Source organism: Legionella rubrilucens (assembly GCF_001468125.1).
GTDB classification, from domain to species: domain Bacteria; phylum Pseudomonadota; class Gammaproteobacteria; order Legionellales; family Legionellaceae; genus Legionella_C; species Legionella_C rubrilucens.
Map to the genome: position 1 here is coordinate 13,776 of NZ_LNYT01000003.1, position 15,885 is coordinate 29,660.

Sequence of the window (15,885 nt, forward strand, 5' to 3'; positions counted from 1 at the left end):
TCTAGTCTCTTGTTTTCCCTCCAGCAGGCAGGAACTATGCTTTTGTCTTACCCGTGCTGGCAAGGATAGCCCGGCCTGTGAACTCATCCGCTGTCTTGCCCGCTGGCAAGGATAGCCCCGGCCTGTGAATTCATCCGCTGTCTTGCCCGCGCAGGCGGGCAACTATTCGAAACTCGAATGGTGATGCCTGGGAATGGGGGTAACGAGTTGTCGCTCTATGTATGCCGTTTTCATTTCGAACCCGATTAACCAATGTCAAGACTGTATTTTTATTTCTTTTCTGATATTCTGTTGGGGTGTCTTCTATTTCCACACCCACAATAGCCTGTGGATATCTTTTGTAAACAGCCCGTCTTTTTTCCCAGCCCATCCATGACAACCATCTAAAATACCAGACTGTACCTGATTTTTTCAGGCGTTGGCTGCATGGATAAAAACCGCATTATCCACAATAACTGTGGATAAGTCTGTGTATACCCTGTAAAACCCGTTGATCAGAGAAGAGATTCCTGAGTGTACAGGAGTTACTCAGGATGAGGGGGCTCTGTGATCTGAAAGCCTGTGAAGGTGGGCCCATCCTGTGGAGGGCCCCAATGAGGTTATCCAGTGTCACGGCTAATGGACACTTGATGCAGGCAGGTCAACCACTTGTGCCGGTTTTGAACGAATGTTGGAGTAACAGCGTAAAATAGCAATCAGTAAGGGGACCACGCCAAACACAATAAAAATGACATCCCCGGGGGTGCGCAACCATTCAACAACGCGTGCGCTGTGCATGGCAGTGTACTCAAGGCTTCGGGCATGCCAATAACCGTGATGCAGCACATCCACAAGCTGCATGACGCCGCCTGGGAATAAGCTCATGACTAGCATTAAGGCAAGTCCTGCATTTAAACCAATGAATGACAGTTTGACATAACGTTCCAACGGCTGCCATTGTGCATTGGTTGACACATGACGCATGGCGAAAACCAGCAAAGCCAGAGCCAGCATGCCAAACACGCCCATCATTGCCGCATGCCCATGATTGGGGGTGAGCATGGTGCCAATTTCAAAATAACTGACAACCGGCAGATTAATCAGGAAGCCAAGGATCCCGGCTCCGACAAAATTCCAGAAACCGACGGCCATGATAAAATAAAAGGTCCATTTGTGGGGAACATGCACAGGCTCTCCGGAAGGGAGGCGCTCCATTTCGGTAACGCGAATAAAATCCCAGGCATCGAGGGTCAGTAATGTCAGGGGAATGACTTCCATGGCGGAAAACACCGCGCTGAAGGCCATGTTGGCTTCGCTGTGGCCATTAAAATACCAATGATGACCGGTGCCAATGAGGCCGCCGCCAAAATAAAGAATGGCGTCCAGATAAATCACCCGGATTGCTGTGGTACGCGCAACCACGCCCAGGCCTAACAGAATGAGTGCTACCAGTACCGTGACAAAGAACTCGAAAAACCCTTCAACCCACAGATGAATAATCCAAAACCGCCAGGTGTCGACAATCGAATAGTGGGTGGTGCTGTCAAAAAACATCGCCGGCAGGTAAAAAACGGGTATGGCCAGTGCCGCGAAAAGGAACAGACGCGATATTTCCCGTAATTCAGGATCATGAATCACCGGCATGACGTTGCGTACCAGCAGGAATAACCAGAAAATCAAACCCAGGGCTAAGAGAATCTGCCAGAATCGCCCAAGCTCAAGGTATTCCCAGCCCTGTTGGCCAAACCAGAACCAGTACTCCTTCAACCACTGGAAAGTTCCTGCCCACTCACCCAGTAAACTGCCGGCAACTACCACAAAAAGGGCCGCAAACAATCCATGGGTAAAGAGGGTCTGGTATTTGACCTCACGTCCGCCCAATTCACGGGACAACAGCAGGGCCCCGGCAACATAGGACGTGGCTATCCAGAAGATGGCCAGTTGCAGATGCCAGGTGCGCACGACGTTGCTCGGGAAGATGGACGACAAGTCGAGCCCGTAAAAATCGCCAGGCTCCGCGCGGTAATGCGCAGTAAGGCCGCCAACCAGTGTTTGTGCCAAAAACAGCAGCATCACCACCACAAAAAATTTGATGGTGGCTTTCTGGCTTGGGGTGGGATTACCGATAGCAAATCGCGGAAGGATTTTCTCCCGGCTTCGTTTCCATCCCAGGTAATCAAATTTGCCAAAGGCTAAAAGCACCAGGGCTGTACCGCCTAAAAGTGCAATCAGGCTCAGCGCGCTCCAGAGAACCGCGGAACCGCCGAGAAAATTCCCGGCGTCCGGATCATAGGGGAAATTATTGGTGTAGGTGGTCGTTTGCCCCGGGCGGTTGGTAACGGAGGCCCACGCCGTCCAGGCAAAAAAGGCAACCAGATGATTTAATTCGTCGCCCCGGGTAATAAAATTGGCCGGCAACCCGCCATTGTCAGCGGTTTTAGTAAAGTAGGCGGCCCACCAGTCAATCTGCCTGGCATAGGAAGCCGCTTCGCTGTCGCTTAAGGTTAAAATGCCGGTTTGCGGATTGTAACGGTTGGATTTTAAAACCAGTTGGCTAAGGGAGCGGGCTATCGCCTGTTCGCCCTCATTCAGCTGATTAAATGACTTTTGGTAACGGGATTGAGCGAAGTCATCATGAAGGTTTTGCGTTAAATTATGCAGGTACTGAGCGGAAAAATCGGGACCAAGGTAGGCGCCGTGTCCCCAGATGCTGCCATTGTCCATTAATCCGTATTTAAGAAACACGGCCTGTCCAGCCAGGATGTTGTCTTTGGTAAAAATCACCTGCCCCTGCGAATTAACCACACGGTCGGGGATAGGGGGAGCATCGCGGTAAACTTTGGCGGTCAGCACAATGAGGACACTAAAACCTAAAGCCATAACAATAAAGACAGCCCTTCGCCACCAGGGCGAGACACGGTCGACGTCCTTTGCCGATGCAATTCCAGATTCCATACGGATTCCCTTGACTGATGGCCTGGAGGGATTCCAGGCGAGAGTTTATGAACACGGATACATAAAACACCTGTTCAATTTATCGGAAGCAGCAGGAATCTTCAATATATCAGGGAGTTATTTACCCGGTTGCACCTGACAAATGGACGCCTCCTGCGGACTTGATAACCAGGGCATTTCATACCCCATGGGGTGCGGGACATCGTCGATAATGTGCCGATCTTCAATGCCTTTTAAGAAAACCTGACCGTGAGTAAGCTCTTTTAAATAATGGGCATCAAGAAAAGTATAGAGTAGGGTTTCCACAGGGCATTCCAGTTCGGCGAGTTCATACTTGTTCAGTTTTTTCGCCGCAATTAATTCTTTAAGCAGGGGTTTAATGTAACCATGGAATAAAAAGAGTTCCTTGTCAGACAGATCAAGCTGTTTAATGAATCTGCCGACATAGGAGGTCGGTTTTAGTTTAAATTGGACTGTTTCCTTCAAAATCGAGACGTCGGTATCCAATAGCAGAGTATGGTATTCTGAAATAAAAGGTACAATAAAGACCTGGTGCCTGGTTGCCTTATCCAGGGTGATGTCCATTGAACAATAAGCGCATAACTCGTCGGGAATTGAAGCGGCCGGGTAGATTTTTCCTGCCCAGACGTCGACAACAAGTGCTCGATTTCCCCAGGTTTTAAACTGCGAAGGTTTACTGTCCGGTTCACGGTTTAATACAACAAAACTATGATCGCCCTTGCCGAGGTCAAACAGTTCGATGCGCTCCTGCTTCAGGTTCAGTTTAGTGAAAAGATGAACAAAAATGTCGCTTAATTCGGCGCAATTAGCGCGTTTGGCAGCCAGGGGAATTTCCGCGTAGGTCTGGAGCAGGGTGTCACGGACAGGCGGTGTGAAATGGGCGGTTATAGTGCAATACTCCTTGTCTTCCTCACGTTGTGGGTAAGTAACCTCTTTGCCGGTAAACAGGTGTTCGTATTTTTTCCTGTCCGCTTCATTGCGATGGTCGCTTATTTCCTCGTGCAATAAGTCCATGTCCTCGGCGTCTTTTCCACTGAAGTCGGGGTGAGTTGACGATAAAAAAGCCGTTTGGCGAATCTCATTCACTAAAAGGCAGGCGATTTTCAAGGTACTGTACAAAGGACTGTCCGGCACGATTTTATAGTGATCGCAAATCGACTTTAAATCGACTGGTGTTGTCAGGGAGGGAAGGGATGGTTTCATGTGCGGTAGAAAACACTCATAGATGGTTTCTTTTTCCCTGAGATCGATTGATAAATCGTCAATGAGTTGGATGGGTAGAAGGCCTTTTTTATTAGGGGTATGAAGCATCCTGACCAATTGCTGCTGATTGATTTGAGCCACATAATGGGTTATATCCGCGGCTTTGGAGCAGGAGGCAAGGGCTGCATGAAGAGGGAACTTTTCAACCTCGGTAGTCGCTGCAAAGGCTGTTTTGGTATTAAAAAAAGAATGTTTGGCTTGCATGAGGAATAAACACAAATAATTGGTCAATTATTGTACCAATAATTCTATATTTAATCAACCTGGGGGTTCCTATTATAACCCCATGATAAACAAAAAAATCCATCCTGATCTATACTTTAGCTATTCAACGCCGCCTCAGGGAAGGAAGCGAACCATGTTGCACCCACTTGATAATCGTTCGATTTACAACTGGTATGATTGGGGCATGAGTGCCCTGCAACCGTATTCTGACTATTGCCTGACCATGTCCCGGCGTTTCAGGCGGGTTGCCGACAGCATGGACTTGCCCGTACGAATCCCCTACCTCTCGGAAGACCAGACCCAGCTCATGGCCGGCTTTCTCGATTCAGGCGTGCGTTTTAACCGCGAGTTGTCGGGGTATTTTTATGTATTTCATATGATGACCAATATCTACGACAAGCCGCATTTTAATATCACCGAAGTGAAGATAGGTGATGAGTATTACGATATAGAAGAAGAAATCGTTGACAGGAAAAGCTTTTGCAATCTGCTGCGCTTTCGCAAGAAAGGCCTCGAGAAGACACTCCCCAAAGTGCTGCTGGTGGCACCCATGTCCGGGCATTATGCCACGTTGCTTCGCGGGACGGTCAAATCCATGCTGCCTTATTACGATGTCTACATCACCGACTGGAAAAACGCCCGCGACGTGCCGCTGAAAGAAGGGGCTTTTGATTTGGATGATTTCATTGAATACCTGATTTCCTACTTTCAACTTTTGGGTCCTGACGTCCATGTCATGGCGGTGTGTCAACCCACGGTGCCGACATTGGCAGCACTGGCCATGATGTCGACGGAAAATGATCCGAAAACGCCGCATTGCGCCATTTTACTCGGCGGGCCTATCGATACCAGCCAATCACCCACCTCCGTCAATGATCTGGCGGTTTCACGCGGCGATGACTGGTTTCAGCAGAATGTGATTACCATGGTTCCCGCCCGGTTTCCTGGCGCCATGCGGCTGGTTTATCCCGGATTCATGCAATTGTCGGGTTTTTTAAGCATGAACATGCAAAGGCATTTGGAGTCGCTGAAAAACGCCATTGATAAATTTGCCTTAAAGAAAAGGGATGAGGCGTTTAAAATCATTGAGTTTTACCTGGAATACTTTGCCACCATGGATTTAACCGCAGAATTTTACATGCAAACCATTCATACGGTGTTCCAGGAAAGCCTGTTGGTCAAAGGCCGCTACAAATCCAAAGGCCGCAGCATTCGCCTGCAGGACATTAAAAAGACCGCCATTCTGGTGATTGAAGGCGAGCGCGATGACATCACCGGCCTTGGACAAACGCGGGCGGTGATTGATTTGTGCAAAAATTTACCTGACAGCATGAAGGAGTATTTTTTGGCCATGGGGGTAGGTCATTATGGCCTGTTTAACGGCAGAAAATTTTCCCATATTATTCTGCCGGAAATTAAAAAATTTACCCGCACGCACCGTGGCGACTAGCTTTATGCCTGCGGATTCGCGCGAGCCCAATCCCTTTCGGTCGTTTCACTGAAATCCATGGTCAGTTGCGATGCCAGATTGACAATGGCGTTATTCAGCAATTGGAACAACTGCTGCCTTTGTTCGCGGTTACCAATGTCCAGCGTGTCGGTTAGGGGGAGTGATAAACCCTGCGCCGCCGTATCAAAGGCTGTTTCAGCCGCATTGATGGCAATGGCCTCGTAGTGATTGTTGGTAACCCGGCCGAGGGTGTGCATGGATTGTGCAAAAACAGCGCGCACTTCATTGAGCGGCAGACTTAATGCAGTATGGGTTGGCAGCGGGGTCGGGTTATTGTAAAGCTCATCGAGGTAAAAGCGGATTTGCCGTGGGTAAAGGATAAATGTACTGCCCGCCGCCTCGCGCGTATCAATCGCCTGCTGATAGGCTGTATCACTTAAGGTGTAATCATTAATGTGGTTGATTTGGTTGTTAAACGCAGGATTGTCGGCGTTGGCACAAAGATGAATGTAGGTTTTGGTGATGGCGGCCCAGGGACCGGCGTTGTAGCCGGCATTCAGAATCATGTCCAGGATATTCTTATCGGGATTCTGCAGGTTACGCAGGCAAGCTGCAAAATCATCGGCTGATGGCCCCCAGGGATCCTGATTGATGGCATAAAGCCTAAGTAGCGTATTGTATTGGAAATAGGCTGCTGCCAAGGGGCCAAAGTATTTATTATCGAGACTGTCAGGGCCTTTTTTCACGGTCTGTTGACCACTGTCCTGATCCTCGATGCGATAGCCTAAACTCTTTTGCAGCACGGTAAAATTGATGAGGCCTACGCCGCTTTCCAGCCGTTTGCCATAATCATTGATTTGAAAAGGGCCGCCCTGTCCGGGTGCAAGCAGCATGGAACGGATGGCGGGATCGGGATTGATCCAGGGTGATGTGCTTTTGTAAGCCGTGGTTTGCAGGTTTTCCTGCAGCAACTGCGCAAACAGGGAGCCCGCAATGTAGTCGTTGTCAAATGCCAGTTGTGGATCATGCTGACGAATCAGATAAGCATACATCGCTCCCGCAACCAGATTGGCAATCAGCAAATCACGGCTGTTGTCATTAAGAACAAGATTTTCCGTCTGCTCTTCAAGAGCGACTGGAAAACCCATGTGATAATAAAGGTGATTTGGCTCAACCGATTGGGCAGCCAGCGGATTGACCAGCAGGAGACTGACTAAAGCCAGAACAAGCGTTCGCATCATTCACATCAGGAAGTAATAACCGGACCCCTATGATAAAGGGCAATTATTAGCGCAATATTAAATCAGCCAAAAGAGGTTGCTCATAGCCAGAAAATGAGAACAAAAAGGTATAAGAGGGTCATGCCGATGACCGGAATGATGACAAACCCCAGGAACAGGTGAATCTGGAGGCGGTTTTCGGCTGAGGCCCTGTAGTATTTTTTTACTTTGGCTAATAATGACATGATTAGTCCCGCCCTTTGGGCTGTTCCGAAAATCCGTACTGGACAAAGACTTATTTTGCCTTGATAAGCATCCCGCGTCAAAATGAATGTGAGCGCGCTAGCTGCTGTGGCCCCAGGGGCCGCGCGGTCTTGCTCCCAGTTCATCGGGATCGTGGAGCTGGGATCTGTAGGCATTATCTAAAAATTTTTTTACCCCGTCGACCATGCCAATGGCTTTTTCCTGCGTTTTGGGGGGGAATTGCGCTTTAATCAGCTTTTCGAGGGCATCGTACACGTTGGGTTCGCTTTGACTTTTATGATTGGCATAACGATGGGCCATTCTGGCCATCCTGTCGACGATGGCCTCATCAGGCAGGGTGGGCGAATGAAGGTGTTTGCTTAACACCACAAAAATGTCGGCGACGGTGGGAACCGGCATTTTGACGGGGGCATGGGAGGAGGCTGTGATGGGCGTGACAGGAATTACTTTCGGCTCGGGTGACGGGCGGCTTCCCCCGTCGGGAGGTACATAACCGCTGGCACTGCTTAAGCTCGGCGGCTTGTAACTGCCGCCCAAATCGGCTTCCTCAGGGGTTGTGAGCTGCTGCCATATTTTTTCGGCAGCAGGACCTTTATCGGCCAGTATTTTTGCGGCCGTTCCATAGAATCGGTCCAGGAGTGCCTGGGTGCTTTTCTGGTTCAAATGCAGGTTGATGGCCAGTGATTTAATCAGGGTTTCGTAAGTGAGTTTCCAGGTGGCGATGCTCTCTGCATCGGCAGGCGTTAACGGTTTTTTCCAATCAATAATCCGTAGCGGTTCAAAATCAAAAAACACCACCCGGCCATTGGTAATCACGGCATTTCTGGATTCAATGTCGCCGCTGCCTTTCATGAATTTTCGATCTTTATCGATGACTCCGGCAGACAACATGGCCAATGACAGGTCCAACGCATCCTCAATGATTCTGGCAGTCTGCCCTTCAACGGCTGCCCATTTACTGGAAGGTTTGTCATAAGCCGCGCGAATGAAATAATTATCGCCGGAATGTATAACCGGTAAAAACCCGGGTAAGCCGGTGGCCTGTAATAGGAGGGAGGCATCCCTGTCAGCCATGGCGCCTAAGCCTTCTTTAAACAGAATGCAGGGGGGATGAGTCGCGTCACTGTCGGTTGATTTTTTTTTGCCTACCATCACCACAATGCCATCGCTGTCTTTCATGGGGGTCAGATCGTAGTACAGGTGCATCGTTTCCTTTGTCAGGGGCATGGCTTTTCCTTGGCCGAACCTTTATTAAAGGATAGAACAAAAGCAGTGGGTAAAAGTAATGTTTGCTGATTTGTTTTTCGATATGGTATACAGAGGGCTATTTGACGGAGAGACTCCTTGCAATCGCGACATGAATCATCAAACGCACCGGCCGCACTGCTTCCCCATACAGAAGAAAATCCCTTCTATGTCAATGTCAAGTATCTCCTTGATCCGCATTATCGCGAAGGCGACGCAGCAACGACCCCTTTTCTCTATACCACGGAATTGACTTCCTGTGTGGGCATCGGGTTGATTTACCGCGAAGGAGAGACAGTTAAAAAACTGGGCCTGTACCATTCGGCAACCGAGCACATTGGTTGTGAGGATGACTACATCCGTGCCGCCATTCATTCGCCCTTTGAGCGTAACATGGGGGTCAATCAAAAAAACTTAATCCGGGCTCTTTACCGTTTTTTTTATGCGATAAAGGATATTCGCGGCGTCACCCTCATCATTCACAGCAACAATGGGCCTGAAAAAGACAGTCATGCACGGAATGACGATTCCTATCGAGACGTCGTCCGTTTTGTTCAACGGGTTTTGCGGGTGATGGGACATGGGAAGCTGCCGAAGGAAAATTTCCTGTACAGTTGCCACAGTCCAGCGTTTGGGGTAATGAATGATGGCAGTTTTTTTGCTGTGAGTCGACCTGAACATGAAAAACTGGCGCAGAAAATTGCCCATTATGTGGCGGAAGAACTCCTCACCCAGCCGGGTAAATTGAAGCCGTTACGGGGGAAAAGTATTTTTGTGGGCGGCCATAAAAAAAAGAGAAGTACTCTGGATTCTCACATGCTGCAAACCATTCGCGAGGCTGAGTCCTGTGAGAGGACATGGGTAGAAGTCTGCCATTGGCTGAATGACCAGGTGAAGGTTTTGCGGGAGAAAAAACCGAAAGAAGCGGCAAAATACGACCGGATTCGATTCATGCTGCAGTTACTCGACGACGCCAACATGTACCTGTGGTATAACCTCGCGGATGGAAAACCGTTCAGGCCATGACCAGACCTTCGCGCCGGGTGTATCAAACCCACCGTTGACAGGGGAATGCAGGAAAAAGTAGGATTTTTGCCAATTTTAGTTTAAATTGATAAAAATTCTCCCTCTTGCCAAAGGAGAGGAAAATGATTTTCATCGCCATCCTGTTGATGATTCTGGTACTCCTTTTCTATTTGGGTGTAAAGCCTCACAAACGCGACCGCAAATCGCCTCTTTACCGATCGCCTTCGCCTCTTCCCCAGGAAGCCACGTTGATTATACCGTCACCGGAGTTGCCAGGCCCGCCTGTTATCACGCCATCGCCTGCAGTAACCCCCCCTGTTGAACTGGCTGCTTTCCATTTAATTACCAGGACAGAATGTCAGGCTGAGGTCGTTGACAACATCCTTAAAATGACTCAGGCCATGCCGCGGCCGCATCCTTTGCTGAAAGCGCTGACGAGCAATCTGGACAATCCCGAAAAACTGTACCAGGTGGTCAAAAGTGACGCAGAAATTGCGGCTAAAATTTTACGTACCGTCAATTCCAGCGGATTCTATCTGACTAAGAAAATAACCCATTTAAATTATGCCATCTTGTATTTAGGCAGTAACATGGTCAAAAACATCGCTTTGCAATGCGTGATGAAGGCCAACGTTCAATCCCCGGACAAACGGCTCAATCAAGCCCTGAAAATCATCTGGGCGCAAGGATTCTTGGCCAGTTCTCTGGTGCTTCCCCTGGCGAAACAATTGGGCTTGAGTCACGCGGCTGAATTAGGAACCCGTGCCCTGCTGGCTTACATTGGCAACCTCGCCATCATCACGTACAAGCCACAGCTTGCCTATTATTTAATCGAAAATTATTCGCTGTTTGATAGGACAAAAATAGAACAGCAGGAGTTGGGTCTCAATGCCGCCATTGTGGGCAGCGAGTTAGCGCAGGCCTGGCAACTGCCTCAGGAAATTGTTGAAGGGATACGTCATCATTTGTTGCCTCTCGGCGTACCTCCTGCCCATTGCCCTTTAGAAGGGGACGCCCTGCGTGATTGCGTTATCACCTATGTCTGCTGCCGTGCGGCCGAAATAATCATCAATCAAGGTTTAACTGATGTGGCGGACTTAAATTGGGCGGATGAGCGTTTCTTGGAATTATTCTATCTCCCGGCCTACCTTCACCGGGCCGACTTAAAGACCTGTCTCGATTTAACAAAAAAACAGGTGTTCCGCAGCGAGGTCAATAAAATGATTCAAAAAATTGAGAGGCCCGTTAAAGCCGTGCGAAAATAATTATTCAACAGAATTGGTTTTAAATGTTCTGATGACTTCCTGGGTGTCATTATTCACGATTGAACCATGGTATCGTCCTGCGCCATTTTGAGCTTGGGCAATCATCCAGGCGAAAAGCTTGTCGATGTCATTGCCTTCTTTTTCCGCAATCAAACGATCGCCAACATACACCTTTGCTGTATACAACATAGAATCCCTTAACATCCACCGCAGTTAATAGGTTATCTCTTTAAGTATGGCATACACGCAGAGAAAGGCGCTTATGCACCGTCCTTTTTTGTGGAAAATTTTTCATAATCACCAAAAAAATTGGGTGGGGCAGGGTATTGACTGCCCGTTGCGGAATGATCACTTGGGCGGTAGCTGCATCCTGCGTTGTCATAGAACCAGCGGCTGGTATTGCCGGTCAGGTACACTTCATCCTGTTTGGGTTTGTAAAGCCAGTGCGTGATTTCAAAATCGCCTTTAAACATGTCGGTGCATACCTGGCTGGCTTCCTTCACGACCTTGGCTATGGCCTCGTTATCATAATGACCTATATCGCCCTGAAAGGAACCGCCGAGGTAAGGTTCGGCGAGCGCTTCACTGCAAAAAAGCAGCAAGCAGGCGGGGAGCATGGATTTCATCGTCTGTCCATTCCGTCGTGTCTTGCCTTTAGTATAGACTCCATCAGTTCGGATTGGGATAATAAAGTTGATAGGGGCGAGTGTTTTTATTCACCACCGCAAACGGAGTTAATTGATGGGGGCGCAGGCTGTCTTTACCAAGAATATCGATGACGTTCACGCCGCGAATGATTTCAGCATCCGCCACTAACGAGCGGTGACAGCGCCAGGGTACGGCCTCGGCACACAGAATGACAACCGCCTGCTGTTTTTTTATCAATGCATGCAATTCTTTAAGCCCCTGAAAGAAGGTTTTGGTCTGCATGTAATCGGCGAAACCGCGAAAACTGGCATTTCGCCATCCGGTGTTAATGGAATCAGGCGAGCTTTTCCTCAATCCGCCCAATTGCGACAAATGGGTGTAGGCGATGCCTTCTAAAGCCAGGGAATGACTGAATTCGGCTTGATTAAACCACGGCACGTGACGGGAACGTGGAACCGTCCGAATGTCAGCCACCTGAGTAATACCATGGTGGCGCAGGATATCGATCAGTTCCGCCAGGGGGTGAGTTGAATGTCCTATAGTAAAAAGCCGCGGCATCATCTGTCCTGTTGAATTGATTATTATATATACATAATGGTTCAGAAATAAAATGGGCGTCAACGGGTATCCTGAGCTATCTTTAAAAATAGGTAAAAACCAGGGAGAAAAACATGAGCTACGTGGATGGATTTGTTTTACCTATTCCTGCCGATAAAATCGAAGCCTATCGCAACATGGCTAAATCCGCGGGGGAACTGTGGATGGAGCACGGTGCATTGGCCTTTCGTGAGTGCGTGGCAGACGATACCTCGGCTGAGGGTATGGTTCCCTTTCCCCAGCTGGCCGGGGCATCAGCCAATGAAGTCGTTATTTTTTCCTACATTGTCTTTAAGTCCAGAGAACATCGTGATGAAGTCAACAAGCGGGTCATGGACGACCCACGCATCAAGCAAAACATCGAGGAGTTTGGCGAGCTGTTTGATTGCAAGCGCATGGCCTATGGCGGTTTTAACGTTCTGGTTGATTTGTAATGACCCGGCGATGAGCACAGGTAATGGTCAACGCATGGCCGCGGCGGCCTGGTCTACCTTCTGTTGAATGTCAGGATTTTTAAAGATCAGGTGTTCATGAACCCCCAAGGCAACCAGGCCAGGGGCTAACTCGGTGATTATTGCCAAAGCCTCTTGTTTGTCGGCTTCACTGCTTAGAGGGTTGTCCAGAATTTCCGCATTACGCAACACAGCGGCCACGGTGCCTTTTCTGACGTTGATGTTGTTGTAACACGCATAATTTTCCGCATCGGGGAGAATGTCTTCTGGTCTTTGGACGCACATGGTTTCTCACTTAACTGATAGTTCTATTTGAACTGAACATGGGGTGTTTTCTATTAATTTCAAGGTCACCCCCCGCTGTTAAAAAGCAGCGATGCTTCTTTTTTTTCATTGCATTTCATGGATTTATAAGGTAATAATCATCGCGATTAATTTAAGCGCAAACCGTTTGCGTTTGTACTACTGACATTGCAATTCAAGGCAGGATTATGAAACGACACAGAATAATAGGATTTATGGCAATGATGTCTCTGGCTAATTGGTCCTATGCCGATTTTACTTTTTACTCCAATTCGCTGAACCGGTGTGAGAATATTGCCGGAAACTGGGCTGGAAAGGGCGTGGCTTCGAGCTGGTTGACAGGCGAGTGCCATTACCATGGTGCCGGTAGGGTCAGTGCAGTGAACGGCAATGGCCAGTTCAGCATTGAATTGGCGGTGGATAAAGATTCCGGCAGCTTTTTATGCCCCAGTCACACAACCCGGCAACTGACGGGCGTCTGCCAGGATGGGGTGGTAACGATTCAAACGGAGTACGGCAATCTCAATGGCCAATTCAGCGAAAGCACAGGCAATGCCAGCGGGAGGTTGACGGTAAGCCCTGGCATGAGTGCGGAGGTCAGCGTCCAATTTTATCGCAATGGCCATTAACCTGACAAAGCCTGCCTGTGGCAGGCTGGTCATCCGTGAAGGATTGGTTTATCGGTAGGGGCATGTTATAAGTGAGGGGGTAATGGATTTGCCAAGGATAGTCATCGGTTATGCCAAGGATCGGTCTTATCAGACAGGGTTTCTTCAACCAATCATTTAAAGCCAGTCACCTACCTCCCTTTTCATCTATCGATGACTTTAATCTAAATCAATTGCGGTTTGAATTTTCAAGTCTTTATTCGCTGTTTATCGCTAACCAATCGTTAATGAAAAACCATCAGGAAATGGTTTTCTACCTTGACTACTTAAGCCAAACTTTAATGGATTATTATACTGTCGATTACGTGGCGGACGAGTTGGAAAAACTCCGTCTTAAAAAGCAAACGATTACCCGATTTATTCAAGACGATTTCTTTTCAGAACAAACACTTGATGACGAAGAAAAACGAACCGATCGATACCCTTTAGCCACGTGGTCGACGCTTAAAAAAACGGCCGTCTCCGTGGGTAAAACAGTAAAAAGTTCCGCCCGGTTTCGTACTTATGTGGCGCGCTTGATTGCGGCACGATCGTATTGGAATACCAGTCGTTCACTTGCCAATCAGTTGATCCGCTTTGCTGTGGCTTCGGGTGTTTCAGCAGAGTTAATGCGATTTAATGAAGCCCTGGGAGTCCACTGCGGGGTTTCTGACGTGATGCAGGTGCTTAATCAAACCCAGGGGGTGCTGCGGGTTTCGAGTGTGGCCTTAAATGGTTTACGCTTACTGATTAATACGTCCACCCTCCTCAAACACCTGATTCATGCAGCCGGTAATGACAACCTGTCCGTAAAAAAAGTGTTCCTGCAGGAAATCGAAAAGCGGATTTATAGCCTGATGGATGATTCCATGTGGACCAGCGTGAATTTTATTAACAATTATCGGGAGTTAGTTAACGTATCAGCGCCAACGGCTGCCCGCCTCAGTTTGATATTCCTGGGGATGGATGCCGTGATGTTGGTGGTCCGTTGGCTGATTGACATGAAAAATTATTGCCAGCGTCTGCAGGAATTAAAGATGCAAGCGAAAGAGGATATCACGGCCTGGGAGGCCGCGCTTATTCATCGCCAGATCAACCTGCTTGCCGATGAGTGGCAAGTCCAATGCGACTACCATGTGTTTAATCTGGTTGCCGCTGTCCTGCTTTGCTCGGTATTTGCAATGACCCTGCTGACCTTTAACCCAGTTCTGCTGGGGGCTCTGGCGGTACTTAGCATGGTGGGCAATGCCATGTACAATTCCGCCAATGAGTTTAAACAATACCGGCAGGCGGCTACCTGGGTCACGCGTGAAAAGCTAAACTGCCAATCCGGACTTAAGGCGACTCAGCCACTCACTGGATTAATGGCCAGGCAGGATGAAGCATTTGCTGTTTTTATGGATTCCTTTCTTTTTAATGTTGTCTTTACTGCCTCATTGATTGCCGTGGCGGCTGTTTCACTGCCTTTAGCCGGAATGATGGTGTTGTGTTATGCCGGTTATAAACTCACGCAGGCTTGTGAAGAAAAGGCTGAATCGGCAGTAAGCCCTGAGTCTGTTTATCGCCTGCCGATGGATTGCCATTCACCCTGATGAAGTCCAGCGCCTGAATCGGCGCTGGATTTATTCTTAACGCCAGCAACGTAAAAAACCTCGAGCATTGATCCAGCAATCAGGACGTCCCGGAACAGGTCTTGCCCAGGGGCCTGGGCTATTGGGAACGCAGCGTCCAAAAGCCGTCATGTGATAACCAAACCCACAACCCTGTGCGGCCTGCGCTGAGGAGGAGTAGGCAAACCCTAAGATCAATACACTGCCAAGCAGTAAAGCAGACAGCAGCGGGGTACGGCGGATTGAATGTGTCTTCATGACATCTCCTTTTTTGCTGATTCCCACTAAGTATAGAAATGATTGTGAAAAACGCCCAAAAAATAGGCAGATACATGAATTTTATACACTAAGTAAACCCCCTGGTGGCAGGTGTTTGCGTATTTTTTAAAATAAAGGCATAGTGGTCTTGGTATTAACTTTGTAAGGATAATGAATGAGTCATCAACACCGCCATCAAGGGACTTTTTTCAATGGAAACGGTCACTCCCATGGACACACCAATAATCCACAGGGACACACGCATGGACATGGACAGAATCAGCCCCATGGTCTACCCACACACCAGCACCAGCATGGCCACGCCCCAGTCTTTTTTCCACCCGCGCCGTCCGTTGTCGTTCAACCGTCTGTGCATCAACACCATCACCATGGTCATTCCCATTCCCATTCCCATGGTCACTGAGGCTGCGACGCAGTTGCCGGTTTTCAGGTAACT

At 48.6% G+C, this 15,885-nt stretch carries 17 protein-coding genes; 7 read left to right on the forward strand and 10 right to left on the reverse strand.

Annotation, left to right across the window (positions count from 1 at the left end; translation table 11 throughout):
* Positions 1–615: 615 nt before the first annotated feature.
* Together Lrub_RS00665 and Lrub_RS00670 are read right to left on the reverse strand one after the other, a co-directional pair.
* Positions 616–2,934 (reverse strand): nitric-oxide reductase large subunit, encoded by a 2,319-nt coding sequence (locus Lrub_RS00665; RefSeq protein ID WP_058530276.1) that lies wholly within the window; start codon positions 2,932–2,934, stop codon positions 616–618.
* A 117-nt stretch (positions 2,935–3,051) separates the two neighbouring features.
* Complete coding sequence (locus tag Lrub_RS00670; RefSeq protein WP_058530277.1) at positions 3,052–4,422, reverse strand: hypothetical protein; 1,371 nt, start codon at positions 4,420–4,422, stop codon at positions 3,052–3,054.
* Positions 4,423–4,576: 154 nt separating this feature from the next.
* On the opposite strand from Lrub_RS00670, the gene phaZ reads away from it, so the two are divergent.
* A complete protein-coding gene (phaZ, locus tag Lrub_RS00675) occupies positions 4,577–5,893 on the forward strand; it encodes a polyhydroxyalkanoate depolymerase (RefSeq protein WP_058530278.1) in 1,317 nt (438 codons plus the stop codon).
* A gap of 2 nt (positions 5,894–5,895) precedes the next feature.
* Here phaZ and Lrub_RS00680 read toward each other — a convergent pair whose 3' ends face one another.
* From Lrub_RS00680 to Lrub_RS00685, 3 genes are all read right to left on the reverse strand, one after another.
* Positions 5,896–7,134 carry a hypothetical protein gene (locus tag Lrub_RS00680; protein ID WP_058530279.1) on the reverse strand — a complete coding sequence of 413 codons (1,239 nt, stop codon included), beginning with the start codon at positions 7,132–7,134 and terminating at the stop codon, positions 5,896–5,898.
* 80 nt (positions 7,135–7,214) lie between these two features.
* Positions 7,215–7,358 carry a hypothetical protein gene (locus Lrub_RS14925; RefSeq protein WP_164480550.1) on the reverse strand — a complete coding sequence of 48 codons (144 nt, stop codon included), beginning with the start codon at positions 7,356–7,358 and terminating at the stop codon, positions 7,215–7,217.
* 97 nt (positions 7,359–7,455) lie between these two features.
* On the reverse strand, positions 7,456–8,604 hold the full coding sequence (locus tag Lrub_RS00685; RefSeq protein ID WP_058530280.1) for a hypothetical protein: 1,149 nt from the start codon (positions 8,602–8,604) through the stop codon (positions 7,456–7,458).
* Positions 8,605–8,721: 117 nt separating this feature from the next.
* Here Lrub_RS00685 and Lrub_RS00690 point away from each other — a divergent pair, with 117 nt between their 5' ends.
* Together Lrub_RS00690 and Lrub_RS00695 are read left to right on the forward strand one after the other, a co-directional pair.
* Positions 8,722–9,648 carry a hypothetical protein gene (locus tag Lrub_RS00690; protein ID WP_058530281.1) on the forward strand — a complete coding sequence of 309 codons (927 nt, stop codon included), beginning with the start codon at positions 8,722–8,724 and terminating at the stop codon, positions 9,646–9,648.
* A 122-nt stretch (positions 9,649–9,770) separates the two neighbouring features.
* Complete coding sequence (locus Lrub_RS00695; protein WP_058530282.1) at positions 9,771–10,913, forward strand: HDOD domain-containing protein; 1,143 nt, start codon at positions 9,771–9,773, stop codon at positions 10,911–10,913.
* Here the strand turns inward: Lrub_RS00695 and Lrub_RS00700 are convergent, their stop codons facing one another.
* From Lrub_RS00700 to Lrub_RS00710, 3 genes are all read right to left on the reverse strand, one after another.
* The gene (locus Lrub_RS00700) at positions 10,914–11,102 is read right to left on the reverse strand and encodes a hypothetical protein (RefSeq protein ID WP_058530283.1); all 189 of its coding nucleotides are present in this window, start codon (positions 11,100–11,102) and stop codon (positions 10,914–10,916) included. It lies immediately after the preceding gene.
* A gap of 71 nt (positions 11,103–11,173) precedes the next feature.
* On the reverse strand, positions 11,174–11,539 hold the full coding sequence (locus Lrub_RS00705) for a hypothetical protein (RefSeq protein WP_058530284.1): 366 nt from the start codon (positions 11,537–11,539) through the stop codon (positions 11,174–11,176).
* A 43-nt stretch (positions 11,540–11,582) separates the two neighbouring features.
* Positions 11,583–12,122, reverse strand: a complete 540-nt coding sequence (locus Lrub_RS00710) for a DUF488 domain-containing protein (protein WP_237760719.1) — start codon at positions 12,120–12,122, stop codon at positions 11,583–11,585.
* A gap of 110 nt (positions 12,123–12,232) precedes the next feature.
* Between Lrub_RS00710 and Lrub_RS00715 the strand changes: the two genes are divergently transcribed.
* Positions 12,233–12,592, forward strand: coding sequence for a DUF1428 domain-containing protein (locus Lrub_RS00715; RefSeq protein ID WP_058530286.1), 360 nt, complete (start codon positions 12,233–12,235; stop codon positions 12,590–12,592).
* Positions 12,593–12,619: 27 nt separating this feature from the next.
* Here the strand turns inward: Lrub_RS00715 and Lrub_RS00720 are convergent, their stop codons facing one another.
* The gene (locus tag Lrub_RS00720) at positions 12,620–12,895 is read right to left on the reverse strand and encodes a hypothetical protein (RefSeq protein WP_058530287.1); all 276 of its coding nucleotides are present in this window, start codon (positions 12,893–12,895) and stop codon (positions 12,620–12,622) included.
* Between the two features lie 239 nt (positions 12,896–13,134).
* Between Lrub_RS00720 and Lrub_RS00725 the strand changes: the two genes are divergently transcribed.
* Together Lrub_RS00725 and Lrub_RS00730 are read left to right on the forward strand one after the other, a co-directional pair.
* A complete protein-coding gene (locus tag Lrub_RS00725) occupies positions 13,135–13,542 on the forward strand; it encodes a hypothetical protein (protein WP_237760720.1) in 408 nt (135 codons plus the stop codon).
* 110 nt (positions 13,543–13,652) lie between these two features.
* Positions 13,653–15,152, forward strand: a complete 1,500-nt coding sequence (locus Lrub_RS00730) for a hypothetical protein (protein WP_058530289.1) — start codon at positions 13,653–13,655, stop codon at positions 15,150–15,152.
* A 36-nt stretch (positions 15,153–15,188) separates the two neighbouring features.
* Here the strand turns inward: Lrub_RS00730 and Lrub_RS00735 are convergent, their stop codons facing one another.
* Positions 15,189–15,428 carry a GCG_CRPN prefix-to-repeats domain-containing protein gene (locus Lrub_RS00735; RefSeq protein WP_058530290.1) on the reverse strand — a complete coding sequence of 80 codons (240 nt, stop codon included), beginning with the start codon at positions 15,426–15,428 and terminating at the stop codon, positions 15,189–15,191.
* 212 nt (positions 15,429–15,640) lie between these two features.
* On the opposite strand from Lrub_RS00735, the gene Lrub_RS00740 reads away from it, so the two are divergent.
* Positions 15,641–15,883 (forward strand): hypothetical protein, encoded by a 243-nt coding sequence (locus tag Lrub_RS00740; RefSeq protein WP_133134059.1) that lies wholly within the window; start codon positions 15,641–15,643, stop codon positions 15,881–15,883.
* Positions 15,884–15,885 lie beyond the last annotated feature (2 nt).

Coding starts and splice junctions, on each gene's coding strand:
- Lrub_RS00700 (WP_058530283.1), bottom strand. CDS start 11,102: ATGTTGTATACAGCAAAGGTGTATGTTGGCGATCGTTTGATTGCGGAA.
- Lrub_RS00715 (WP_058530286.1), top strand. CDS start 12,233: ATGAGCTACGTGGATGGATTTGTTTTACCTATTCCTGCCGATAAAATC.
- Lrub_RS00680 (WP_058530279.1), bottom strand. CDS start 7,134: ATGATGCGAACGCTTGTTCTGGCTTTAGTCAGTCTCCTGCTGGTCAAT.
- Lrub_RS00735 (WP_058530290.1), bottom strand. CDS start 15,428: ATGAAGACACATTCAATCCGCCGTACCCCGCTGCTGTCTGCTTTACTG.
- Lrub_RS00725 (WP_237760720.1), top strand. CDS start 13,135: ATGATGTCTCTGGCTAATTGGTCCTATGCCGATTTTACTTTTTACTCC.
- Lrub_RS00695 (WP_058530282.1), top strand. CDS start 9,771: ATGATTTTCATCGCCATCCTGTTGATGATTCTGGTACTCCTTTTCTAT.
- Lrub_RS00740 (WP_133134059.1), top strand. CDS start 15,641: ATGGAAACGGTCACTCCCATGGACACACCAATAATCCACAGGGACACA.
- Lrub_RS00710 (WP_237760719.1), bottom strand. CDS start 12,122: ATGATGCCGCGGCTTTTTACTATAGGACATTCAACTCACCCCCTGGCG.
- phaZ (WP_058530278.1), top strand. CDS start 4,577: ATGTTGCACCCACTTGATAATCGTTCGATTTACAACTGGTATGATTGG.
- Lrub_RS00670 (WP_058530277.1), bottom strand. CDS start 4,422: ATGCAAGCCAAACATTCTTTTTTTAATACCAAAACAGCCTTTGCAGCG.
- Lrub_RS00720 (WP_058530287.1), bottom strand. CDS start 12,895: ATGTGCGTCCAAAGACCAGAAGACATTCTCCCCGATGCGGAAAATTAT.
- Lrub_RS00705 (WP_058530284.1), bottom strand. CDS start 11,539: ATGAAATCCATGCTCCCCGCCTGCTTGCTGCTTTTTTGCAGTGAAGCG.
- Lrub_RS00730 (WP_058530289.1), top strand. CDS start 13,653: ATGCCAAGGATCGGTCTTATCAGACAGGGTTTCTTCAACCAATCATTT.
- Lrub_RS00685 (WP_058530280.1), bottom strand. CDS start 8,604: ATGCCCCTGACAAAGGAAACGATGCACCTGTACTACGATCTGACCCCC.
- Lrub_RS00665 (WP_058530276.1), bottom strand. CDS start 2,934: ATGGAATCTGGAATTGCATCGGCAAAGGACGTCGACCGTGTCTCGCCC.
- Lrub_RS14925 (WP_164480550.1), bottom strand. CDS start 7,358: ATGTCATTATTAGCCAAAGTAAAAAAATACTACAGGGCCTCAGCCGAA.